Raw genomic sequence first — 17,127 nt, 5'->3', positions numbered from 1 at the left:
TTCGTGCGTGGGGGGTTCATCGTCGACCGTACTTCTTGTGCGCTGCTTGTTTGCTGACGCCGAGGGCGGCGGCGATCGCCTGCCAGGAGAATCCGAGGTTGCGGGCGCGCCGCACCTGCGCCTCCTCGGCGCGGGTGAGCTCTCGGCGCACCGCGGTGAGGCGGTGCAGCTCGGCGATCGGCTCCCGTTCGCCCGGCGAGCCGACCAGCGTGCGGATGTCGTCTGTGCTCATGGTGTCCTCCCTCGACGGGTCAACGTTAGTTGACGCCCGGGCGCGAGTCAACAACTGTTGACGTAGGCCGCCCCCGGTCCGAGTGGCCGAGGGTGGCGCTACTGTGGTGCGGTGCCAGAACCGGTCATCTCCGCCCGCAACCTCGTCAAGGCCTACAAGGTCAAGGGCAAGCCCGACTTCCTCGCCGTCGACGGGCTGTCCTTCGAGGTCGCCCCCGGCGAGTCGTTCGGGCTGCTCGGCCCCAATGGGGCCGGCAAGTCCACGACGATGAAGATGGTCGGGGCCGTGTCCACCCGCACCGCGGGAGACCTGCAGATCCTGGGGCTCGATCCCGACCGGTTCGGGCCCGAGATCCGGTCGCGACTCGGGGTCGTCCCCCAGCAGGACAACCTCGACGGCGAGCTCAACGCGCGCGAGAACCTCTACATCTACGGCCGGTACTTCGGGCTCCCGGGGCGGGTGTGCGCCGAGAAGGCAGACGAGCTGCTGGCCTTCGCGCAGCTGCAGGACAAGGCCAAGAGCAAAGTCGACCAGCTCTCCGGCGGCATGAAGCGGCGGCTCACGATCGCCCGCGGCCTCATCAACGATCCGCGCATCCTGCTGCTGGACGAGCCGACGACGGGGCTCGACCCGCAGGCGCGCCACGTCTTGTGGGACCGGCTGTTCCGCTTGAAGGAGCGCGGCACGACGCTCGTGCTCACGACCCACTACATGGACGAGGCCGAGCAGCTGTGCGATCGGCTCATCGTCGTGGACGAGGGGCGCATCATGGCCGAGGGCACCCCGGCCGCGCTCATCCGTGAGCACTCGTCGCGCGAGGTGCTCGAGGTGCGCTTCGGCTCCGAGCGCAACGAACAGGTCGCGGGGCAGCTGCAGGGCATCGGCGACCGGGTCGAGGTGCTGCCCGACCGCGTGCTCATCTACGCGCACGACGGCGAAGCCGCGCTCGAGCGGGTGAGCGCCCTGGGGCTGCAGCCCATCACGAGCCTCGTGCGCCGCTCGTCGCTCGAAGACGTCTTCCTGCGACTGACGGGAAGGTCGCTGATCGAATGACCCGACCCGACGACACCGGCGTGCCGGTCGCGGCCACCGCGACACCCTCGCTCGATGAACTGCGCGCCGAAGCCCTCGCATGGGGCCGCAAGCCCCGCAGCCGCGGCTCCTGGTACGTCACCGAGCACATGGTGCGCGCCATGCGCGCCTACGGCTGGACGATCGTCGTGGGTGCGCTCGGGCAGCCGATCATCTATCTGCTGGGCCTCGGGATCGGCCTGGCCGCGCTCATCGACGCGCCCGTCGCCGATGCCGGCAGCGAGGTGTCGTACCTGATGTTCGTCGCGCCGGCGCTGCTCATGACGGCGGCCATCGCCGTGGCATCCGAGGAATTCACCTACCCCGTGATGGCGGGCTTCAAATGGCGGCGCTACTTCTACGGCTTCAACGCCTCGCCGTTGTCGTCCCCGCAGATCGCCAACGGCGTCATCGCCGGGGCCGCCGCCCGCATGCTGGTGGCGGTCGCGACGTACTACGGGTTCATCTGGATCTTCTTCGCCGTCGTCGGCGGCGGGGTGCCCCACCCGGCGACGGCGTGGCTGTCGATCGTGCTGGGGGTGCTGGCCGGGCTCGCCTTCGGCATCCCGCTGATGGCGTACGCGGCGTCGATCGAAGACGACAAGGGACAGTTCGCCCTCGTGCAGCGATTCGTCTTCATGCCGATGTTCCTGTTCTCCGGCACCTTCTATCCGCTGTCCAACCTGCCCGACTGGTTGGAGTGGATCGGCTGGATCTCACCGTTGTGGCATGCCACCCAGGCCGGCCGCATCCTCACCTACGGCACGCCCGTGGAAGGGGGGATCGTGCTCGGTCACACCACCTACCTGCTCGTGCTCGCGGTGCTCGGCTATCTGCTGGCCCGCCGCATCTTCGAACACCGGCTCGCGAAATGACGCTCACGACGACTGCGACCACCACGGCGCCGCGGCGTGCCGGGGGAGTGCGGGCGCTGTGGGCGGGCAACCCGCAGGCGGTCGTGCAGCGAGGGCTCATCGCGGCACGCTCATCGAGCTGGGTCGTCGTGCTCTCGGGGTTCTTCGAGCCGGTGTTCTACCTCGCCTCGATGGGCATCGGCCTCGGCTCCCTCGTCGGCGACGTGGAGACGAGCGCGGGTGTCGCGGTGTCGTACGCGGCGTTCATCGCTCCCGCACTGCTGGCGGTGTCGGCGATGAACGGGGCGATCTACGACTCCACGTGGAACGTGTTCTTCAAGCTCAACTACGGCAAGTTGTACGAGGGGATGCTGGCCACCTCGCTCGGACCGCTCGACGTCGCCCTGGGCGAGATCCTCTACGCGCTGCTGCGCGGACTCGTGTACGCCACCGGCTTCCTCACGATCATGCAGATCCTGGGGCTCAACCTCGCCCCCACCGCGATCCTCGCGATCCCCGCGGTGCTGCTCATCGCGTTCGGCTTCGCGAGCCTCGGCATGGCGATCACGAGCTACATGAAGACGTTCCAGCACATGGACTGGATCAACTTCGTGCTGCTGCCGATGTTCCTGTTCTCCTCGACGCTGTACCCCATCACGGTGTATCCCGACCTCGTGCAGCGGATCGTCATGGCGTTTCCGCTCTGGCACGGGGTGGAGTTCATCCGCGGGTTCACGACCGGTGCGATGAGCCCCGACATGGGCTGGCACATCCTCTACTACGTCGTGATGATCGTCGTCGGGCTGCTGTTCACCACCCGGCGGCTGCGCACCCTGTTCCTGGACTGACTCTTCTTGCGGGACTGAACCGGTGAAACGACGGATGCCGCGGGGTGATCACCCCGCGGCATCCGTCTGCGTGCTCGTGTCAGAGCGAACCGGTCGCGCCGAGACCGATGTTGGTCTCGTAGTCGACGTCCTTCGTCTCCTTCGACAGCAGCAGCGCGATGAGGGTCAGCACGCTCATGCCGGTGAGGTACACGCCCACCAGCCACGGCTGCCCGCCGGCTGCCGCCCACAGCGCGACCGCGACGATGGGGGCGAGGGCCGCGCCGAGGATCGACGAGACGTTGTAGGAGATGGCCGACCCGGTGTAGCGGACGTTCGTGGGGAACAGTTCCGGGAGCACGGCGCCCATGGGCCCGAAGGTGGCGCCCATCAGCATGAACCCGAGGATGAGGAACGCCTGCGTCAGCGCTCCCGTGAACTTCGGGTCGCCCGCCGGGAGGAGGAAGACGTTGAACAGCAGGCCGAAGACCGCGATCGCCGCGGTGACCCAGATCAGGAGCTTCCGGCGGCCGATCGAGTCGGCCAGGGGCCCCGACAGCAGGGTGAAGATGCCGAAGAAGATGACGCCGATGATCTGCATGATGACGAAGTCGGTGTACCCGAACCCGAGGCCGGCGACGTAGGTGGCGGCATCGAAGGGAGCTCCGGCGGCCTCGGCGGCGGCGCGGGCGCCCTCGGCGGTGGCCTTGGTGCCGTACGAGAGCGTGAAGCTGGTCATCAGGTAGAACAGCACGTAGGTCGCCAGCATGATGAACGTGCCGAGGATGAGCGGACGCCAGTGCCGGCGCACGACCTCGCCCAACGGGAACTTGTGGATGGCGCCGGTCTTCTCCGCCTTGGCGAAGGTGGCGGATTCGACGAGCTTCAGGCGCACCCACAGGCCCACGATCACCATGACCGCCGAGAACAGGAACGGCACGCGCCAGCCCCACTCGAGGAACTCCGCGGAGCGCTGCGCGGTGCCGTCGGGGTGCGGCAGCGCGAAGTTGATGATGAGGAACACGCCGTTGGCGATGATGAAGCCGATCGGCGCGCCCAGCTGCGGGAACGTGCCGTACCAGGCGCGCTTGCCCTTGGGTGCGTTCTCGGTCGCCACGAGCGCGGCGCCGGACCATTCGCCGCCGAGTGCGAAGCCCTGCGCGAGGCGCAGCACCAGCAGCAGCAGCGCCGCCCACCATCCGATGGCGTCGTAGGTGGGGAGGAGTCCGATGACGAAGGTCGCGATGCCCATCGTGAGCAGCGATGCCACGAGGGTGGCCTTGCGTCCGAACCGGTCACCGAAGTGACCGAAGATGACGGCCCCGATCGGGCGGGCGACCATCGCTGCCCCGAAGACGGCGAACGACGACAGCAGCGCGGTGGTCTCATTGCCGGTGGGGAAGAAGAGCACCGGGAAGACGAGCACGGCGGCGGTCGCGTAGACGTAGAAGTCGTAGAACTCGATCGTCGTGCCGACCAGGCTCGCGGCGATGACGCGCGAACGGGGATTGGCGGGAGCAGTGGGGGCGGTGGTGGCGCTGGGGGCCGCGGAGCCTGAGGACATGGAGGGAAGGGCCTGTCGAAGAGAGGGGGACTCGTCCTGGTGGGACGTTCCGGTGGCAGGCGTCCGGAGCAGGATGGTGCGGCGGGCGTCACGCAGTGGTGTCACCGGGTGCGGTCGCGCAGTCGCGGTCGCACAGGTATCCATCCTAGGCCGATGCCGGGCGGGCGCCCGGCATCGGCAGGCGCGGATCAGCGCCAGATGACGGCGATGCCGGCGTTGAGGAGGGTGAGCACGCCGACCGACCAGAACATGACCGAAGGCACCGAACCCGACTTGCGCCGGCGAGCGGCGCCGATCCCGAGCAGGGCGCCGATGATCAGCAGCACGACGAGCTTCACCGTGATCTTGACGTAGTTGAGCTCGTACTCGATGCCCCACGGTGCGGCGAGTGCGAGGCCGGCGACTGCGGCGATCACCATGCCGATGGTCATCAGCCGCGTGAAGCGGCGACGGCCGCCGAACGCCTCGGCCGCCCAGGCACCGAAGAGCACCGCGAAACCGGTGATGTGGATGAAGACGACGATGTGGCGCAGGATTTCCATGGCCACAGTCTAGATCAGACCTTCAGCGACACTGATGGTCCCGCTGTGGTGCGCTGTGAGGGCTCAGCCGCGCAGGGCGCGGAGAGTGAGGGCAGTGCGCAGCGCGGCATCCGCGGCCTCCGCACCCTTGTCCTCCTTCGAGCCCGCGAGGCCCGCGCGATCCAGGCCCTGCTGCTCGTCGTCGAGGGTCAGCACCCCGAAGCCGACGGGCTTGCCGGTCTCCAGCGCCACGCGGGTGAGCCCGTCGGTGGCCGCGGCCGAGATGTACTCGAAGTGCGGGGTGCCGCCGCGGATGATGACGCCCAGCGCCACGACCGCGTCGGCACCGGCGTCCAGCGCCGCCCGGGACACCACCGGCAGCTCGAACGCCCCGGCGACGCGCACGAGCGACCAGGTCGCCCCCGCCGCATCGAGGGTGCGCTGCGCGCCGGCGATGAGCCCGTCGGTGATGGCATCGTGCCACGTGCCGGCGACGACGACGACGGTGAGATCTGCCCCGTCGATGGGCTCGTGCGTCTGGGGGGAACCGGTGCCGCTCATGCGAGGGACTCCTTCGTGCGGGCGAGGGCGCCGTCGAGGTCGTCGGCGGCGATGGTGTGTCCCATGCGCTCGGCCTTCGTGGCGAGGTACTGGTGGTTGTTGGGGCCGACGCCGACCAGCAGCGGCACCTGCTCGACGATGTTCAGACCCAGGGCCTGCAGCTGCGCGACCTTGTCGGTGTTGTTCGTGAGCAGGCGGATCTTCGACACCCCGAGGTCATCGAGGATGCCGGCGGCGGCGGCGTAGTCGCGCGCGTCGGCTGGCAGCCCCAGCGCCAGGTTGGCGTCGACGGTGTCCAGGCCCGTCTCCTGCAGCGAATAGGCGCGCAGCTTGTTGATGAGTCCGATGCCGCGACCCTCGTGGCCGCGCATGTAGATCACGACACCGCCGTCTTCGGCGATCGCGTCGAGGGCGGCATCCAGCTGCGGGCCGCACTCGCACTTGAGCGAGCCGAACGCCTCGCCGGTCAGACACTCCGAGTGCACGCGCACGAGCGGCGCTTCGGTGGTGAGATCCCCCGAGACGACGGCGACGTGATCGGTGCCGGTCGTGCGGTCTTTGTAGGCCAGGAAGCGGAAAGCGCCGTGACGCGTGGGCACCGTCGACTCGGCGCGCAGGCTCACCCGTCGGCGACGAGCGGCGTGCTCGCCGATCGTGACGGGCTCGTGCTCGTCGAGGTAGGCGATGAGCTGCTCGATCGTGATGACGGGCACGTCGTCGCGTTCGCCGAGCTCCAGCAGCCCCGGCAGGCGCATCATCGACCCGTCCTCGGCCACGATCTCGCAGATCCCCGCCACGGGCGCCAGCCCCGCGAGGCGCATGAGGTCGACGGATGCCTCGGTGTGGCCGCCGCGTTCGCGCACGCCGCCGTCCACCGCGCGCAGCGGCAGGATGTGTCCCGGACGGATGACGCTGGCGGGGGTCGAGTCGGCGTCGGCGAGCACGTTGAGCGTGCGCGAACGGTCGCTCGCGCTGATGCCGGTGGTCACCCCGGCAGCGGCGTCGACGCTGACCGTGTACGCGGTGCCGCGGGCATCCTCGTTGACCTCCACCATCGGCGGCAGGTCGAGCCGGTCGGCCCACTCCGACGGCATCGGGGCGCAGATGAACCCGCTCGAGTGACGCACCGTCCACGCCATCCACTCGGGGGTGGCCAGCTGGGCGGAGATGACGACGTCTCCCTCGTTCTCGCGGTTCTCGTCGTCGGCGACGATGACGGGCCGGCCGGCGCGCAGTGCCTCGAGGGCTTCGGGGATGGTGGCAAGGCTCATCGGGAGCCTCCTTCGTGGGTGACGGTGGTCGGGGGGAAGGCGAGCAGGCGCTGCACGTGGCGCGCCAGGATGTCGGTCTCGAGGTTGACGCGGTCGCCGGGGGCGAGCGTGCCGAGCGTCGTGGCGGTGAGGGTCTCGGGGATCAGTGAGACCTCGAACCACGGCTCCGCCGCATCGGGCGGGCTCACGGCGCTGACGGTGAGTGAGACGCCGTCGACGGCGATGGAGCCCTTGTCGACGACGAGCGGGGCGAGGGAGGCGTCGAGGCCGATGCGCAGCACGCGCCACTGCGCGCCGGGGCGCACCTGGCGCACCGCACCGGTGCCGTCGATGTGGCCCTGCACGATGTGACCGCCCAGGCGCCCGTGCGCGGCCATCGCGCGCTCCACGTTCACCCGGCTGCCGACTTCGGCCGTGCCGAGGGTCGACATGTCGAGGGTCTGCTTCATCACGTCGGCGGTGAAGGCGTCGCCGTCGCGGTCGACCACGGTGAGGCAGACGCCGCCGATCGAGATGGAGTCGCCGTGCGCGGCATCCGAGACCGCCAGCGGCGCGCGCACCGTCAGGCGCACGCCGTCTCCCGATGGGGTGACGGCGGTGATCTCGCCCTGTTCTTCCACGATTCCGGTGAACATCAGCGCGTTCCTTCCTGTGATGCGTCCCGCGCCGGGCGGGGGGCGGCGACGATCAAGAGGTCATCGCCGAGTCTTTCGATGGATGCCACGTCGAGCCGCAGCTGGTCGCTGATCGTCTCGACGCCGAGCGTGCGCAGGGCGGGGTGGTCGCCACCGGCTGCGCCGGAGCCGAGGAGCGTCGGGGCGAGGTAGGTGAGGATCTCGTCGACGATCCCGGCACGCAGGAACGCGCTCGCGATGGTGGGTCCCCCCTCGACGAAGACGCGGTGCACGCCCGCGTCGCGCAGCTGCGCCATGAGCGACGGCTCGTTGGGGGACTCCCCGGCCAGGTTCTCGCCGTCGCGGTGCAAGAGCGGCAGCGGATGCCGGCGGACGGCGGCGTCGTCGGGGACGCGCCGCGCACCGAGCACCACCGGCATCGGCTGATGCGGGTACAGCGTGCCGTCGGGGCGGCGGGCGGTGAGGGCGGGGTCGTCGGCGAGCAGCGTGCCCGTGCCCACGACGATGGCGTCGGCCTCGGCGCGGCGGCGGTGCACGTCTTCGCGCGCGGCGGGCCCGGTGATCCACTGGCTGGTGCCGTCGGCGGCGGCCGCCCGACCGTCGAGGGACTGCGCCCACTTGACCGTGACATGGGGGCGGCCGAGGCGCTGCACCGTGAGCCAGGAATCCAGCAGTGCGCGGCCCTCGTCGGCGAGCACGCCCGAGGCCACGTCGACCCCGGCCGCGCGCAGGCGCTCGGCGCCGCCGGACGACCGCTCGCCCGGGTCGTCGACGGCGTACACGACGCGGGTGACGCCGGCGGCGATGAGCGCTTCGGCGCAGGGGCCGGTGCGGCCGGTGTGATTGCACGGTTCGAGGGTGACCACCGCGGTGGTTCCGGCAGCCTCGCCCGGGGCGAGCTGGGCGAGCGCGGCGACTTCGGCGTGCGCGGTGCCGGCGCCGCGGTGCCAGCCCTCGGCGACGATGTCGCCGGTCGGGGACAGCAGCACGGCACCCACCTGCGGGTTCAGCCCGCGGGGGCCGCGGCGGGCGAGCGACAGCGCGCGCCGCATCGCGTCGCGTTCGCGGTCAGTCACGGTCATCCGTCGTCCTCCGGTCGGGACTCCGGGGAAAGGGTGGCCACCGTCGACGCGCGTGGCGTCGCCCGTGCTGCCTCCCATCCGGACTAGCGACTCGCATCGCATCACCGTCGGTCCCGGAATTCCACCGGGTCAACCTCTGCCTTTCGGCGCGGGTTCGCGGACTGTCACCGCCGGTTCGGATTCCCACCGACCCCGGAGCACGTATTGCTCTTGAGTGTAGTCAACGCGCGGTCGGGGCTTTCATTCCCCGCGGTGAAGCGTGCGAGGCTGGAGGCAGCGCCGGCGAAGAGGAGACGTGAGCATGACTCGGGCAGACCAGAACACCGGTTTCGCCGCGCTCGCGGCGCGGCCCCACGCCGACGTCCTCATCCTCGGCGGCGGCATCAACGCACTGGCGACGTTCCGCGACCTCGCGATGCAGGGCGTCGACGTCGCCCTCGTCGATCGCGCCGACTACGTCAGCGGCGCATCCGCGGCGTCGTCGCACATGATCCACGGCGGGGTGCGGTACCTCGAGAACGGCGAGTTCCGCCTCGTGCACGAGGCGGTCACCGAACGCAACTCGCTGCTGAAGATCGCTGCGCACTACGTGCGCCCCCTGCAGACGACCATCCCGATCTTCACCACATTCTCCGGGCTGCTCTCCGCGCCGCTGCGGTTCCTCCGCCACGGCAAGGGCAAGCCGCGTGAGCGCGGCGCTGCGCTCATCAAGATCGGTCTGGTCATCTACGACTCGTTCTCGCGCGGCGGGGGACAGGTGCCGCGTCACGCCTTCCGCGGACGCACGCGGTCGCTGCAGGAACTGCCCGACCTGAACCCCGAGGTGACCTACACCGCGACCTACTGGGATGCCTCGGTGCACGACCCGGAACGGCTCGCGATCGACGTGCTGCGCGACGGCACGCGGACGGGCGGCGACCGGGCGCGCGCGGCCAACTACACCGCCGCGGTCGGCGCCCGCGACGGTGGCGTGATGCTGCGCGACGAACTCGGCGGCGCGGAGCTGCGCTTCACGGCGCCGGTCATCGTCAACGCCACCGGCCCGTGGGTCGATCTCACCAACGCCGCGCTCGGCGACCGCGCCGAGCGGATGGGCGGCACGAAGGGGTCGCACATCGTGGTCGACAACCCGCGACTGCTGGCGGCCACCGGCGGGCGGGAGCTGTTCTTCGAGAACGAGGACGGGCGCATCGTGCTCATCTACCCGCTGAAGGGCCGCGTGCTGATCGGCACGACCGACCTCGAGCACGACATGCGCGAGCCGATCGTGTGCACCGAGGCGGAGGTCGGCTACTTCATCGACCTCGTGCGCCAGGTGCTGCCCGACATCGGCGTCGACCGGTCGCAGATCGTCTACCGGTTCTCGGGCGTGCGGCCGCTGCCGCGCCACGACGACGTCGCCCCCGGGTTCGTGTCGCGCGACTACCGCATCGACGCCACCGACCTCCCCGGCGCCCGCGCCGTGGTGCTCAGCCTCGTCGGGGGCAAGTGGACCACCTTCCGCGCGTCGGCGGAGCGCCTCGCCGACACAGTGCTGAGCCACCTCGGTGCGCCGCGTCGCCGCTCCACCCGCGGCGTCCCCATCGGCGGCGGCGCGGGCTTCCCCACCAGCCAGCGCGCTCGCGTGCAGTGGGTCGATGCGCACGCCCGGTCTCTGCCGACCGACCGCGTCGACCGGCTGCTGTCGCGCTACGGCACGGTGGCGGCCGAGGTGATCGACGCGATCGTCGCCGATCCCGACGACCGGCCGCTGCAGCACGCCCCGCAGTACAGCACGGCGGAGCTGCGCCACCTCGCGGCATCCGAAGACGTCCGCCACCTCGACGACGTGCTGCTGCGCCGCACGAGCCTCGCCTTCGTCGGCGCCGTCACCCCGGATGCGGCGCGCGAGGCGGCCGAGACCATCGCGCCCGTGCTCGGCTGGGACGCCGAGAGAGCGGCGCACGAGACCGAACGGGGCCTGGCCGCGGTGCGCGCCGCCGAGCCCGCCGCCCAAACCGCCCCGACCGAGGAGACACCGTGGCCGACCATGTGATCGCTATCGACCAGGGGACGACCTCGACCAGGGCGATCGTCTTCGACGCCGCCGGCGGCATCGTCACCACCGCCCAGCGCGAGCATGAGCAGATCTTCCCGCGCGCGGGCTGGGTCGAGCACGACCCGATGGAGATCTGGACCAACACCGAGTGGGTGCTGTCCTCGGCGATGTTCCGCGCAGGGCTGAGCGCCGGTGACATCGCCGCGATCGGCATCACCAACCAGCGCGAGACGGCGATGCTCTGGGACCGCCGTACCGGCCGACCGGTGGCCAACGCGATCGTCTGGCAGGACACCCGCACGCAGCGACGCATCGACGAGCTCGCCGCCCAGTCCGAGGCAGGCAGTCAGCGCTTCGCCGAACAGACCGGGCTGCCGCTGGCGACCTACTTCTCGGCGTCGAAGATCGCCTGGGTCCTCGAGAACGTGCCGGGCGTGCGGGCGGCGGCCGAGGCCGGCGACGTGATGTTCGGCACCCCCGACACCTGGCTCATCTGGAACCTCACCGGCGGCAGCAGCGGCGGCATCCACGTCACCGACGTCACCAACGCCAGCCGCACGCTGCTCATGGACCTCGGCACCCTGGACTGGTCCGACGAGCTGCTGGCGGTGTGGAACATCCCCCGCACGATCCTCCCCGAGATCCGTTCGTCGTCCGAGGTCGTCGGCGAGGTCTCGGTGCCCGCCATCGCCCGTGGTGTGCGCATCGCCGGCATCCTCGGCGACCAGCAGGCCGCGACCTTCGGGCAGGCCGCCTTCGACGCGGGGGAATCGAAGAACACCTACGGCACCGGCAACTTCCTGCTGGTCAACTCCGGCACCGAGCTCGTCCGCTCCCAGCACGGCCTCATCACCACCGTCGCCTACCGGTGCGGCGACGAACCCGCGCGCTACGCCCTGGAGGGCTCGATCGCGGTGACCGGCTCGCTCGTGCAGTGGCTGCGGGACAACCTGGGACTCATCAAGCGCTCCAAAGACGTCGAGCGCCTCGCGGCATCGGTCGACGACAACGGCGGCGCGTACTTCGTCCCCGCCTTCTCGGGGCTGTTCGCCCCGTACTGGCGCTCCGACGCCCGCGGTGCGCTGGTCGGCATGACCCGCTACATCACGGCGGGGCACATCGCCCGGGCGGCGCTGGAATCCACCGCCTTCCAGACGCGCGACATCGTCGAGGCAGTCGCCGCCGACACCGGCGTCACTCCCGAGGAGCTGCGGGTCGACGGCGGCATGACCCGCAACGACCTGCTGATGCAGTTCCAAGCCGACATCCTCGGCATCCCGGTCGTGCGCCCGCAGATCATCGAAACCACCGCGCTCGGCGCGGCGTACGCGGCGGGGCTCGCCACGGGGGTGTGGTCGGATCGCGAGCGGCTGCGCGAACACTGGCGCGAGGATGTGCGGTTCGAGCCGCGCATGCAAGCCGACGAGCGGGAACGCCGCTACCGGCTGTGGCGCAAGGCCGTGCAGAAGTCCTTCGACTGGGTCGACGAGGACGCGCGCATCCTCATGGGCACCGACCAGTGACCGCGTCTATTTGAGCAGCCGCGACAGCCGCCGGTCGGCGAGCGTCTTGCCGCCGGTCTGACAGGTCGGGCAGTACTCCAGCGAGTTGTCGGCGAAGAACACCGACCGCACCTCGTCGCCGCAGACCGGGCATGCCTCGCCGCGTCGGCCGTGCACCTGCATGCCGCGACGCTTGGCATCCTTCAGGTCGGCAGGCGGCTTTCCGGATGCCGTGGCCACGGCATCCGCGATCGTATCGCGCAGCGCCCCGTACAGCCGGTCGACCTCGACGTCGTCGAGACCGGCGGCGAGGGCGTAGGGCGACATGCGCGCGGCATGGAGGATCTCGTCCGAGTACGCGTTGCCCACCCCGGCGATGATCGACTGGTCGCGCAGCACGCCCTTGATCTGGGTGCGACGGCCCGCCAGCAGCGCGGCGAAAGCCTCGCGGTCGAACGCGGGATCGAGGGGGTCGGGACCCAGGCGCGCGATGCCGGGGACATCGGCGGGGGTGCGCACGACGTACACCGCGAGCGACTTCTTGGTGCCCGCCTCGGTGAGGTCGAAGCCCGAGCCGTCGTCGAAGCCGACCCGCAGCGCGATGGGGGTGCGGCCGGGCTTGATCACGGTGGCGGGCAACGCGTCGTACCAGCGCAGCCAGCCGGCTTTGGCCAGGTGGAACACCAGGTGAAGCTCGCCGCCGTCGCCGGCGCGGGTGGTGAGGTCGACGAACTTGCCGTGGCGGGTGGCGCCGACGATCTCGGCACCTCTCAGCGCCTCCACCGGCGGGTCGTAGGTCTTCAGGGCGGCGATGTTCGCCACCGCCGCCTTGGTCACGTGCAGGCCGTGCGCGCGCCGGCCGACGAAATCGACCAGTCCCTGCACCTCCGGCATCTCGGGCATACCGGCATCCTGGCACGAACCGGTGACGCCGGGGCGGGTCAGACCGCCAGGATCGGCCAGTCCACGGGAGTGCGGTCGTCGGTCGCGAGGAGTCCGGCGACCCAGCCGTCGTGGCGTCCGCGCGGGTCGACGAGCTTCTGGCGCATCAGACCCTCGTAGCGGAAGCCGAGCGAGCGTGCGGTGCGCGCCGACGGGATGTTGCCGACGATCGCCTGCCACTCCAGGCGCTTCAGGCCCACCGCGTCGCTGAAGGCGAAGTCGATGACGGCGCGGGCCGCCTCGCCGAGGTACCCGGCGCCGCGCGCTTCGGCGGCCATCCAAAAGCCGATCTCGGCGTCGCCTCGCAGGTGCAGATGCTGCAGCCCGACCATGCCGATCCACTGCCCGTCGAGGCGCAGCGCCCACGTCAGCTCGGTCTCGGCCTCCCACCACTGGGCGGCTTTGGTGATGAAGTCATCGGCGTCGGCGCGCGCGTAGGGGGAGGGGAGGGTGGTCCAGCGGGGGACCTCCGGGTCCTGCGCGGCCGCGGTGATGGCGTCGGCATCCGCGGGGGTGGGAAGCGACAGCTCGAGGCGGGACGTGCGGAGGGTGACCGGTTGCATCATTCGAGCCTAACCGCGCCGCGCCCCGGCCGCCCCCGGTGCCCGCCCCGCGCCCGCCCCGCGCCCGGTGCCCGCCCCGCACCCGGTGCCCGCCCCACGCCCCCCGTGCCCGCGCCCGCCGCCCTTCCCGCGCACAACGTCGCCATTCCGGTTCGGGCACCGGCCGCCTGCCCGCCCGCCCCGCGCACAACGTCGCCATTCCGGCCCGTTTTCGGCCTTCCGGCGCCCGATTCCAGGGCCGCAGAGACAGAATCAGCGACGTTGTGCGCGGCGTCGGCCGTCGACTCCGAGCGGATCAGCGACGTTGTGCACGGGCAGCGTGGGCGACCGCGGCGGATCAGCGACGTTCTGCCCCGCCCGGGCGTGACGTCGCCTCCTCCCCAGCACGCCCGGGCCCCGCCCCGTCCACCGATGGCCGGTTGCGGGCGGATGCCACATCCGCCCGCGGGCCAGGGTGGGACCGTGCTTCCCGCCCCCGACCTCCACCCGCGCCCGCTGCCGACGCGCATCACCTACGCACAGCTGCGGAGCCTGGGCGTCTCGCGCGCCCGCATCGACGCGGCCGTCGCCGGCGGCGCGCTCATCCGCGTGCGGCGCGGCACCTATGTCGCCGGCGGCTGCCCCGCTGACTTCCTCGCGGCGATCCGCCACGGCGGCCGGCTGGACTGTCTGTCGCTGCTGGTCGCGATGGGTGTCTTCGTCGTGGGCACGTCGGCGCTGCACGTGCAGATGGACTACGGCACCACCCGGGTCCCGGTGCGCCGCGACGGAGTGCTCCGGCACTGGCGGTGCACGACGGCGTCTCGCGACGCGCTCGCCGCGCCGCTGGTCGAAGCCCTCGCCCAAGCCTGCCGCTGTCAGCAACCCCGCGCCGCGATCGCCACCCTCGACAGCGCCTGGCACCAGCGTCTCGTGGATGAAGCCGACATCGCGGAGGTCTTCCGGCTGCTGCCGCAACGCTTCGGCATCCTGCGCGCGCATCTCGACCGGCGCGCCGAATCGGGCATCGAGACGCTGGTGCGCCTCATGCTCGCCGCCCAGGGCTGGCGGGTGGAGGTGCAGGTGACGATCACCGGTGTGGGGCGGGTGGACCTCGTCGTCGACGGCTGGCTCATCATCGAATGCGACAGCGCGCGGCACCACGGCGGGTGGGACGAAGGGCGGCGCGACCGGCGCCGCGACCTGCAGGCGGCGCGGCAGGGGTACGTCACCCTGCGACCCATCGCCGAAGACGTGCTGCATCGTCCCGACGAGGTGCTGACGGCGATCCGGGATGCCGTCGCGCACCGCACCGCGCTGCTCGCGGATGCTCGACGCCCCGCTGTCGCGTCGCGGTGACAGTCGAGTGATGCGGGGCGCGGTGGCCGACCGTGCCGTGGCGCGACGCACGCGCACACAACGTCGCCAATCCAGCCCGGTGGATGCCGCCGCGCGACCGGAAAGCGCTGTATCGCGGCGGATTGGCGACGTTGTGCGGCGGGCGGAGACCCGGCGGCGTCAGACCCGGCGGAGCAGGCCCACCTTGTCGTACACGTCGCCCAGGGTGCGCTCGGCGGTCTCGTCGGCGCGAGCGGCGTTGGCGGCGAGCACGCGGTCGAGCTCGGCGGGGTCGTCGAGCAGTTCCAGGGCGCGCCGGCGCACCGGACCGAACTCGTTCACCACGACCTCGGCGAGACCCTTCTTGAAGTCGCCGTAGCCGCGACCGGCGTACTCGTCCTCGATCGACGGGATCTGGCGACCGGTGAGGGCGGCGTAGATCACGAGCAGGTTCGACACGCCGGGCTTGTTCTCGCGGTCGTAGCGCACCGCGCCCTCGCTGTCGGTGACGGCGCGCATGATCTTCTTCGCCGAGACCGCCGGGTCATCCAGCAGCCACAGCACGCCCGCGTCGGACTCCGCCGACTTCGACATCTTCGCGGTCGGGTTCTGCAGGTCGAAGATGCGGGCGGTGTCCTTCTGGATCACCGGCATGGGCACCTGGAACGTCTCGCCGTAGCGTGAGTTGAACCGCTCGGCCAGGTCGCGGGTGAGTTCGACGTGCTGCTTCTGGTCATCGCCCACCGGCACGATGTCGGTCTGGTACAGCAAGATGTCCGCGGCCATCAGTACGGGGTAGGTGAACAATCCCACCGAGGCGCTGTCGGCGCCGTAGCGCTGCGACTTGTCCTTGAACTGCGTCATGCGCCCCGCCTCGCCGAAGCCGGTGATGGTGGAGAGGATCCAGGCGAGCTCGGCGTGCGCGCGCACGTGCGACTGCACGTACAGCGTCGACCGCGACGGCTCGATGCCGGCGGCGATGTACTGGGCCGCGGTGCGGCGGGTCTTCTCGCGCAGCTCGGACGGGTTGTTGGGCTGGGTGAGGGCGTGGAGGTCGACGACCGAGAAGAACGCCTCGTAGGAGTCCTGCAGATCGCGCCACTGCATGAGCGCCCCGATGTAGTTGCCGATCTGGAGCGAATCGGCGGAGGGCTGCATTCCGGAGTAGAGGCGGGGTCTGGTCACCCCACCAGTCTAGGGAGCGGATGCCGCGGCTCCCGCCGTCGGCGTCAGACCCCGATCGTGTAGTCGGCGATGACCGGCGCGTGGTCACTCCAGCGCGTGTCCCAGGACGGTGCCCGCACGACGCGGTAGTCCACGACCCGCTCCGCGAGGGCGGGGGAGGCCAGGTGGTAGTCGATGCGCCACCCGGTGTCGTTGTCGAACGCCTTGCCGCGGTTCGACCACCACGTGTACGGCCCGTCCACCTCGCCGTGGAAGCTGCGCCCCACATCGACCCAGCCGAGACCGGTGCCGGTCGAGCCGTCGACGTCGGTCACCGGCTCGCCGGCGACACCCATGAAGCGGTCGAAGTACGCGCGCTCGCGCGGCAGGAAGCCGGCCTTCTTCACGTTGCCCTTCCAGTTGCGGATGTCCAACTCCCGGTGCCCGACGTTGAGATCGCCCGTGATGAGGGCCAGCGCGCCGTCGGATGCCAGTGCGGGCATGCGCGCCTCCATCGCGTCGAGGAAGGCGTACTTGGCGACCTGCTTGTCGGTGCCGGCTTCGCCGGTGAAGACGTACGCGCTGGCGACGGTGAGGCGTTCGCCGTCGACGTCGATCTCGGCCTCCACCCATCGGCCCTTCGAGTCGAGGGTGCCGTCGCCGAGGTCGGTGCGCCACACCTCCAGCGGGGAGCGCGCGGCGATCGCGACGCCGGCGCGGCCCTTGGCGAGCGCTTCGTCGTTCACGACGTGCCAGCCCGGCAGCGCGGCGGCGAGATCGGTCGCCTCGGCGCGCACCTCCTGCAGCGTGAGCACGTCGACCCCCGCCGTCTCGAGCCAGGGCTGCATGCCCTTGCGTGCGGCGGCGCGGATGCCGTTGACGTTGACGGAGGCGATGCGGAGGGTTCGGGGCACGACGAAAAGCCTAACCAGCCGCGCCGACATCGACCGACCCGGCCACCGGCGATCGAGCGGGCACTCGAC

General features: G+C 71.0%; 17 protein-coding genes and 1 riboswitch. Of the genes, 6 read left to right on the top strand and 11 right to left on the bottom strand.

Annotation, left to right across the window (positions count from 1 at the left end):
- Nucleotides 1–16 precede the first annotated feature (16 nt).
- A complete protein-coding gene (locus H9651_RS06560; RefSeq protein ID WP_191718468.1) occupies nt 17–232 on the bottom strand; it encodes an AsnC family protein in 216 nt (71 codons plus the stop codon).
- Nucleotides 233–343: 111 nt separating this feature from the next.
- Between H9651_RS06560 and H9651_RS06555 the strand changes: the two genes are divergently transcribed.
- From H9651_RS06555 to H9651_RS06545, 3 genes are read left to right on the top strand one after another with little or no spacing between them, the layout of a single operon-like run.
- Complete coding sequence (locus H9651_RS06555; protein WP_191718467.1) at nt 344–1,285, top strand: ABC transporter ATP-binding protein; 942 nt, start codon at nt 344–346, stop codon at nt 1,283–1,285.
- Nucleotides 1,282–2,178, top strand: coding sequence for an ABC transporter permease (locus H9651_RS06550; RefSeq protein ID WP_191718466.1), 897 nt, complete (start codon nt 1,282–1,284; stop codon nt 2,176–2,178). Before H9651_RS06555 ends, H9651_RS06550 begins: the two co-directional genes overlap by 4 nt.
- The gene (locus H9651_RS06545) at nt 2,175–3,005 is read left to right on the top strand and encodes an ABC transporter permease (RefSeq protein WP_191718465.1); all 831 of its coding nucleotides are present in this window, start codon (nt 2,175–2,177) and stop codon (nt 3,003–3,005) included. Before H9651_RS06550 ends, H9651_RS06545 begins: the two co-directional genes overlap by 4 nt.
- Nucleotides 3,006–3,084: 79 nt before the next feature.
- Here the strand turns inward: H9651_RS06545 and H9651_RS06540 are convergent, their stop codons facing one another.
- From H9651_RS06540 to ribD, 6 genes are all read right to left on the bottom strand, one after another.
- Entirely contained in the window at nt 3,085–4,548 is a 1,464-nt protein-coding gene (locus H9651_RS06540; protein WP_191718464.1) for an MFS transporter, read from the bottom strand.
- Between the two features lie 188 nt (nt 4,549–4,736).
- Nucleotides 4,737–5,090, bottom strand: coding sequence for a Fe-S protein (locus tag H9651_RS06535; protein WP_191718463.1), 354 nt, complete (start codon nt 5,088–5,090; stop codon nt 4,737–4,739).
- Nucleotides 5,091–5,153: 63 nt separating this feature from the next.
- Complete coding sequence (gene ribH, locus H9651_RS06530; protein WP_191718462.1) at nt 5,154–5,630, bottom strand: 6,7-dimethyl-8-ribityllumazine synthase; 477 nt, start codon at nt 5,628–5,630, stop codon at nt 5,154–5,156.
- The gene (gene ribA, locus H9651_RS06525) at nt 5,627–6,901 is read right to left on the bottom strand and encodes a GTP cyclohydrolase II (protein WP_191718461.1); all 1,275 of its coding nucleotides are present in this window, start codon (nt 6,899–6,901) and stop codon (nt 5,627–5,629) included. The genes ribH and ribA overlap by 4 nt, the downstream gene beginning before the upstream one ends.
- Nucleotides 6,898–7,536 (bottom strand): riboflavin synthase, encoded by a 639-nt coding sequence (locus H9651_RS06520; RefSeq protein WP_191718460.1) that lies wholly within the window; start codon nt 7,534–7,536, stop codon nt 6,898–6,900. The genes ribA and H9651_RS06520 overlap by 4 nt, the downstream gene beginning before the upstream one ends.
- Complete coding sequence (ribD, locus tag H9651_RS06515) at nt 7,536–8,618, bottom strand: bifunctional diaminohydroxyphosphoribosylaminopyrimidine deaminase/5-amino-6-(5-phosphoribosylamino)uracil reductase RibD (RefSeq protein WP_191718459.1); 1,083 nt, start codon at nt 8,616–8,618, stop codon at nt 7,536–7,538. Before ribD ends, H9651_RS06520 begins: the two co-directional genes overlap by 1 nt.
- A 61-nt stretch (nt 8,619–8,679) precedes the next feature.
- Nucleotides 8,680–8,822, bottom strand: a riboswitch (FMN riboswitch).
- Nucleotides 8,823–8,919: 97 nt separating this feature from the next.
- Here ribD and H9651_RS06510 point away from each other — a divergent pair.
- Both H9651_RS06510 and glpK read left to right on the top strand, forming a co-directional pair.
- The gene (locus tag H9651_RS06510; RefSeq protein ID WP_191718458.1) at nt 8,920–10,653 is read left to right on the top strand and encodes a glycerol-3-phosphate dehydrogenase/oxidase; all 1,734 of its coding nucleotides are present in this window, start codon (nt 8,920–8,922) and stop codon (nt 10,651–10,653) included.
- A complete protein-coding gene (glpK, locus tag H9651_RS06505; protein WP_191718457.1) occupies nt 10,638–12,179 on the top strand; it encodes a glycerol kinase GlpK in 1,542 nt (513 codons plus the stop codon). The genes H9651_RS06510 and glpK overlap by 16 nt, the downstream gene beginning before the upstream one ends.
- A gap of 6 nt (nt 12,180–12,185) precedes the next feature.
- Here glpK and H9651_RS06500 read toward each other — a convergent pair whose 3' ends face one another.
- On the bottom strand, nt 12,186–13,061 hold the full coding sequence (locus tag H9651_RS06500; protein ID WP_191718456.1) for an Fpg/Nei family DNA glycosylase: 876 nt from the start codon (nt 13,059–13,061) through the stop codon (nt 12,186–12,188).
- A gap of 38 nt (nt 13,062–13,099) precedes the next feature.
- The gene (locus tag H9651_RS06495; RefSeq protein ID WP_191718455.1) at nt 13,100–13,663 is read right to left on the bottom strand and encodes a GNAT family N-acetyltransferase; all 564 of its coding nucleotides are present in this window, start codon (nt 13,661–13,663) and stop codon (nt 13,100–13,102) included.
- 462 nt (nt 13,664–14,125) lie between these two features.
- On the opposite strand from H9651_RS06495, the gene H9651_RS06490 reads away from it, so the two are divergent.
- The gene (locus tag H9651_RS06490) at nt 14,126–15,001 is read left to right on the top strand and encodes a DUF559 domain-containing protein (RefSeq protein WP_318244789.1); all 876 of its coding nucleotides are present in this window, start codon (nt 14,126–14,128) and stop codon (nt 14,999–15,001) included.
- A gap of 159 nt (nt 15,002–15,160) precedes the next feature.
- Here the strand turns inward: H9651_RS06490 and trpS are convergent, their stop codons facing one another.
- Nucleotides 15,161–16,165, bottom strand: coding sequence for a tryptophan--tRNA ligase (gene trpS, locus H9651_RS06485; RefSeq protein WP_191718454.1), 1,005 nt, complete (start codon nt 16,163–16,165; stop codon nt 15,161–15,163).
- Between the two features lie 44 nt (nt 16,166–16,209).
- The gene (locus H9651_RS06480; RefSeq protein WP_191718453.1) at nt 16,210–17,058 is read right to left on the bottom strand and encodes an exodeoxyribonuclease III; all 849 of its coding nucleotides are present in this window, start codon (nt 17,056–17,058) and stop codon (nt 16,210–16,212) included.
- Between the last annotated feature and the right edge of the window lie 69 nt (nt 17,059–17,127).

The organism is Microbacterium pullorum (assembly GCF_014836535.1).
Taxonomy (GTDB): Bacteria; Actinomycetota; Actinomycetes; order Actinomycetales; family Microbacteriaceae; genus Microbacterium; species Microbacterium pullorum.
This window is presented reverse-complemented; position numbering and strand designations above follow the sequence as displayed.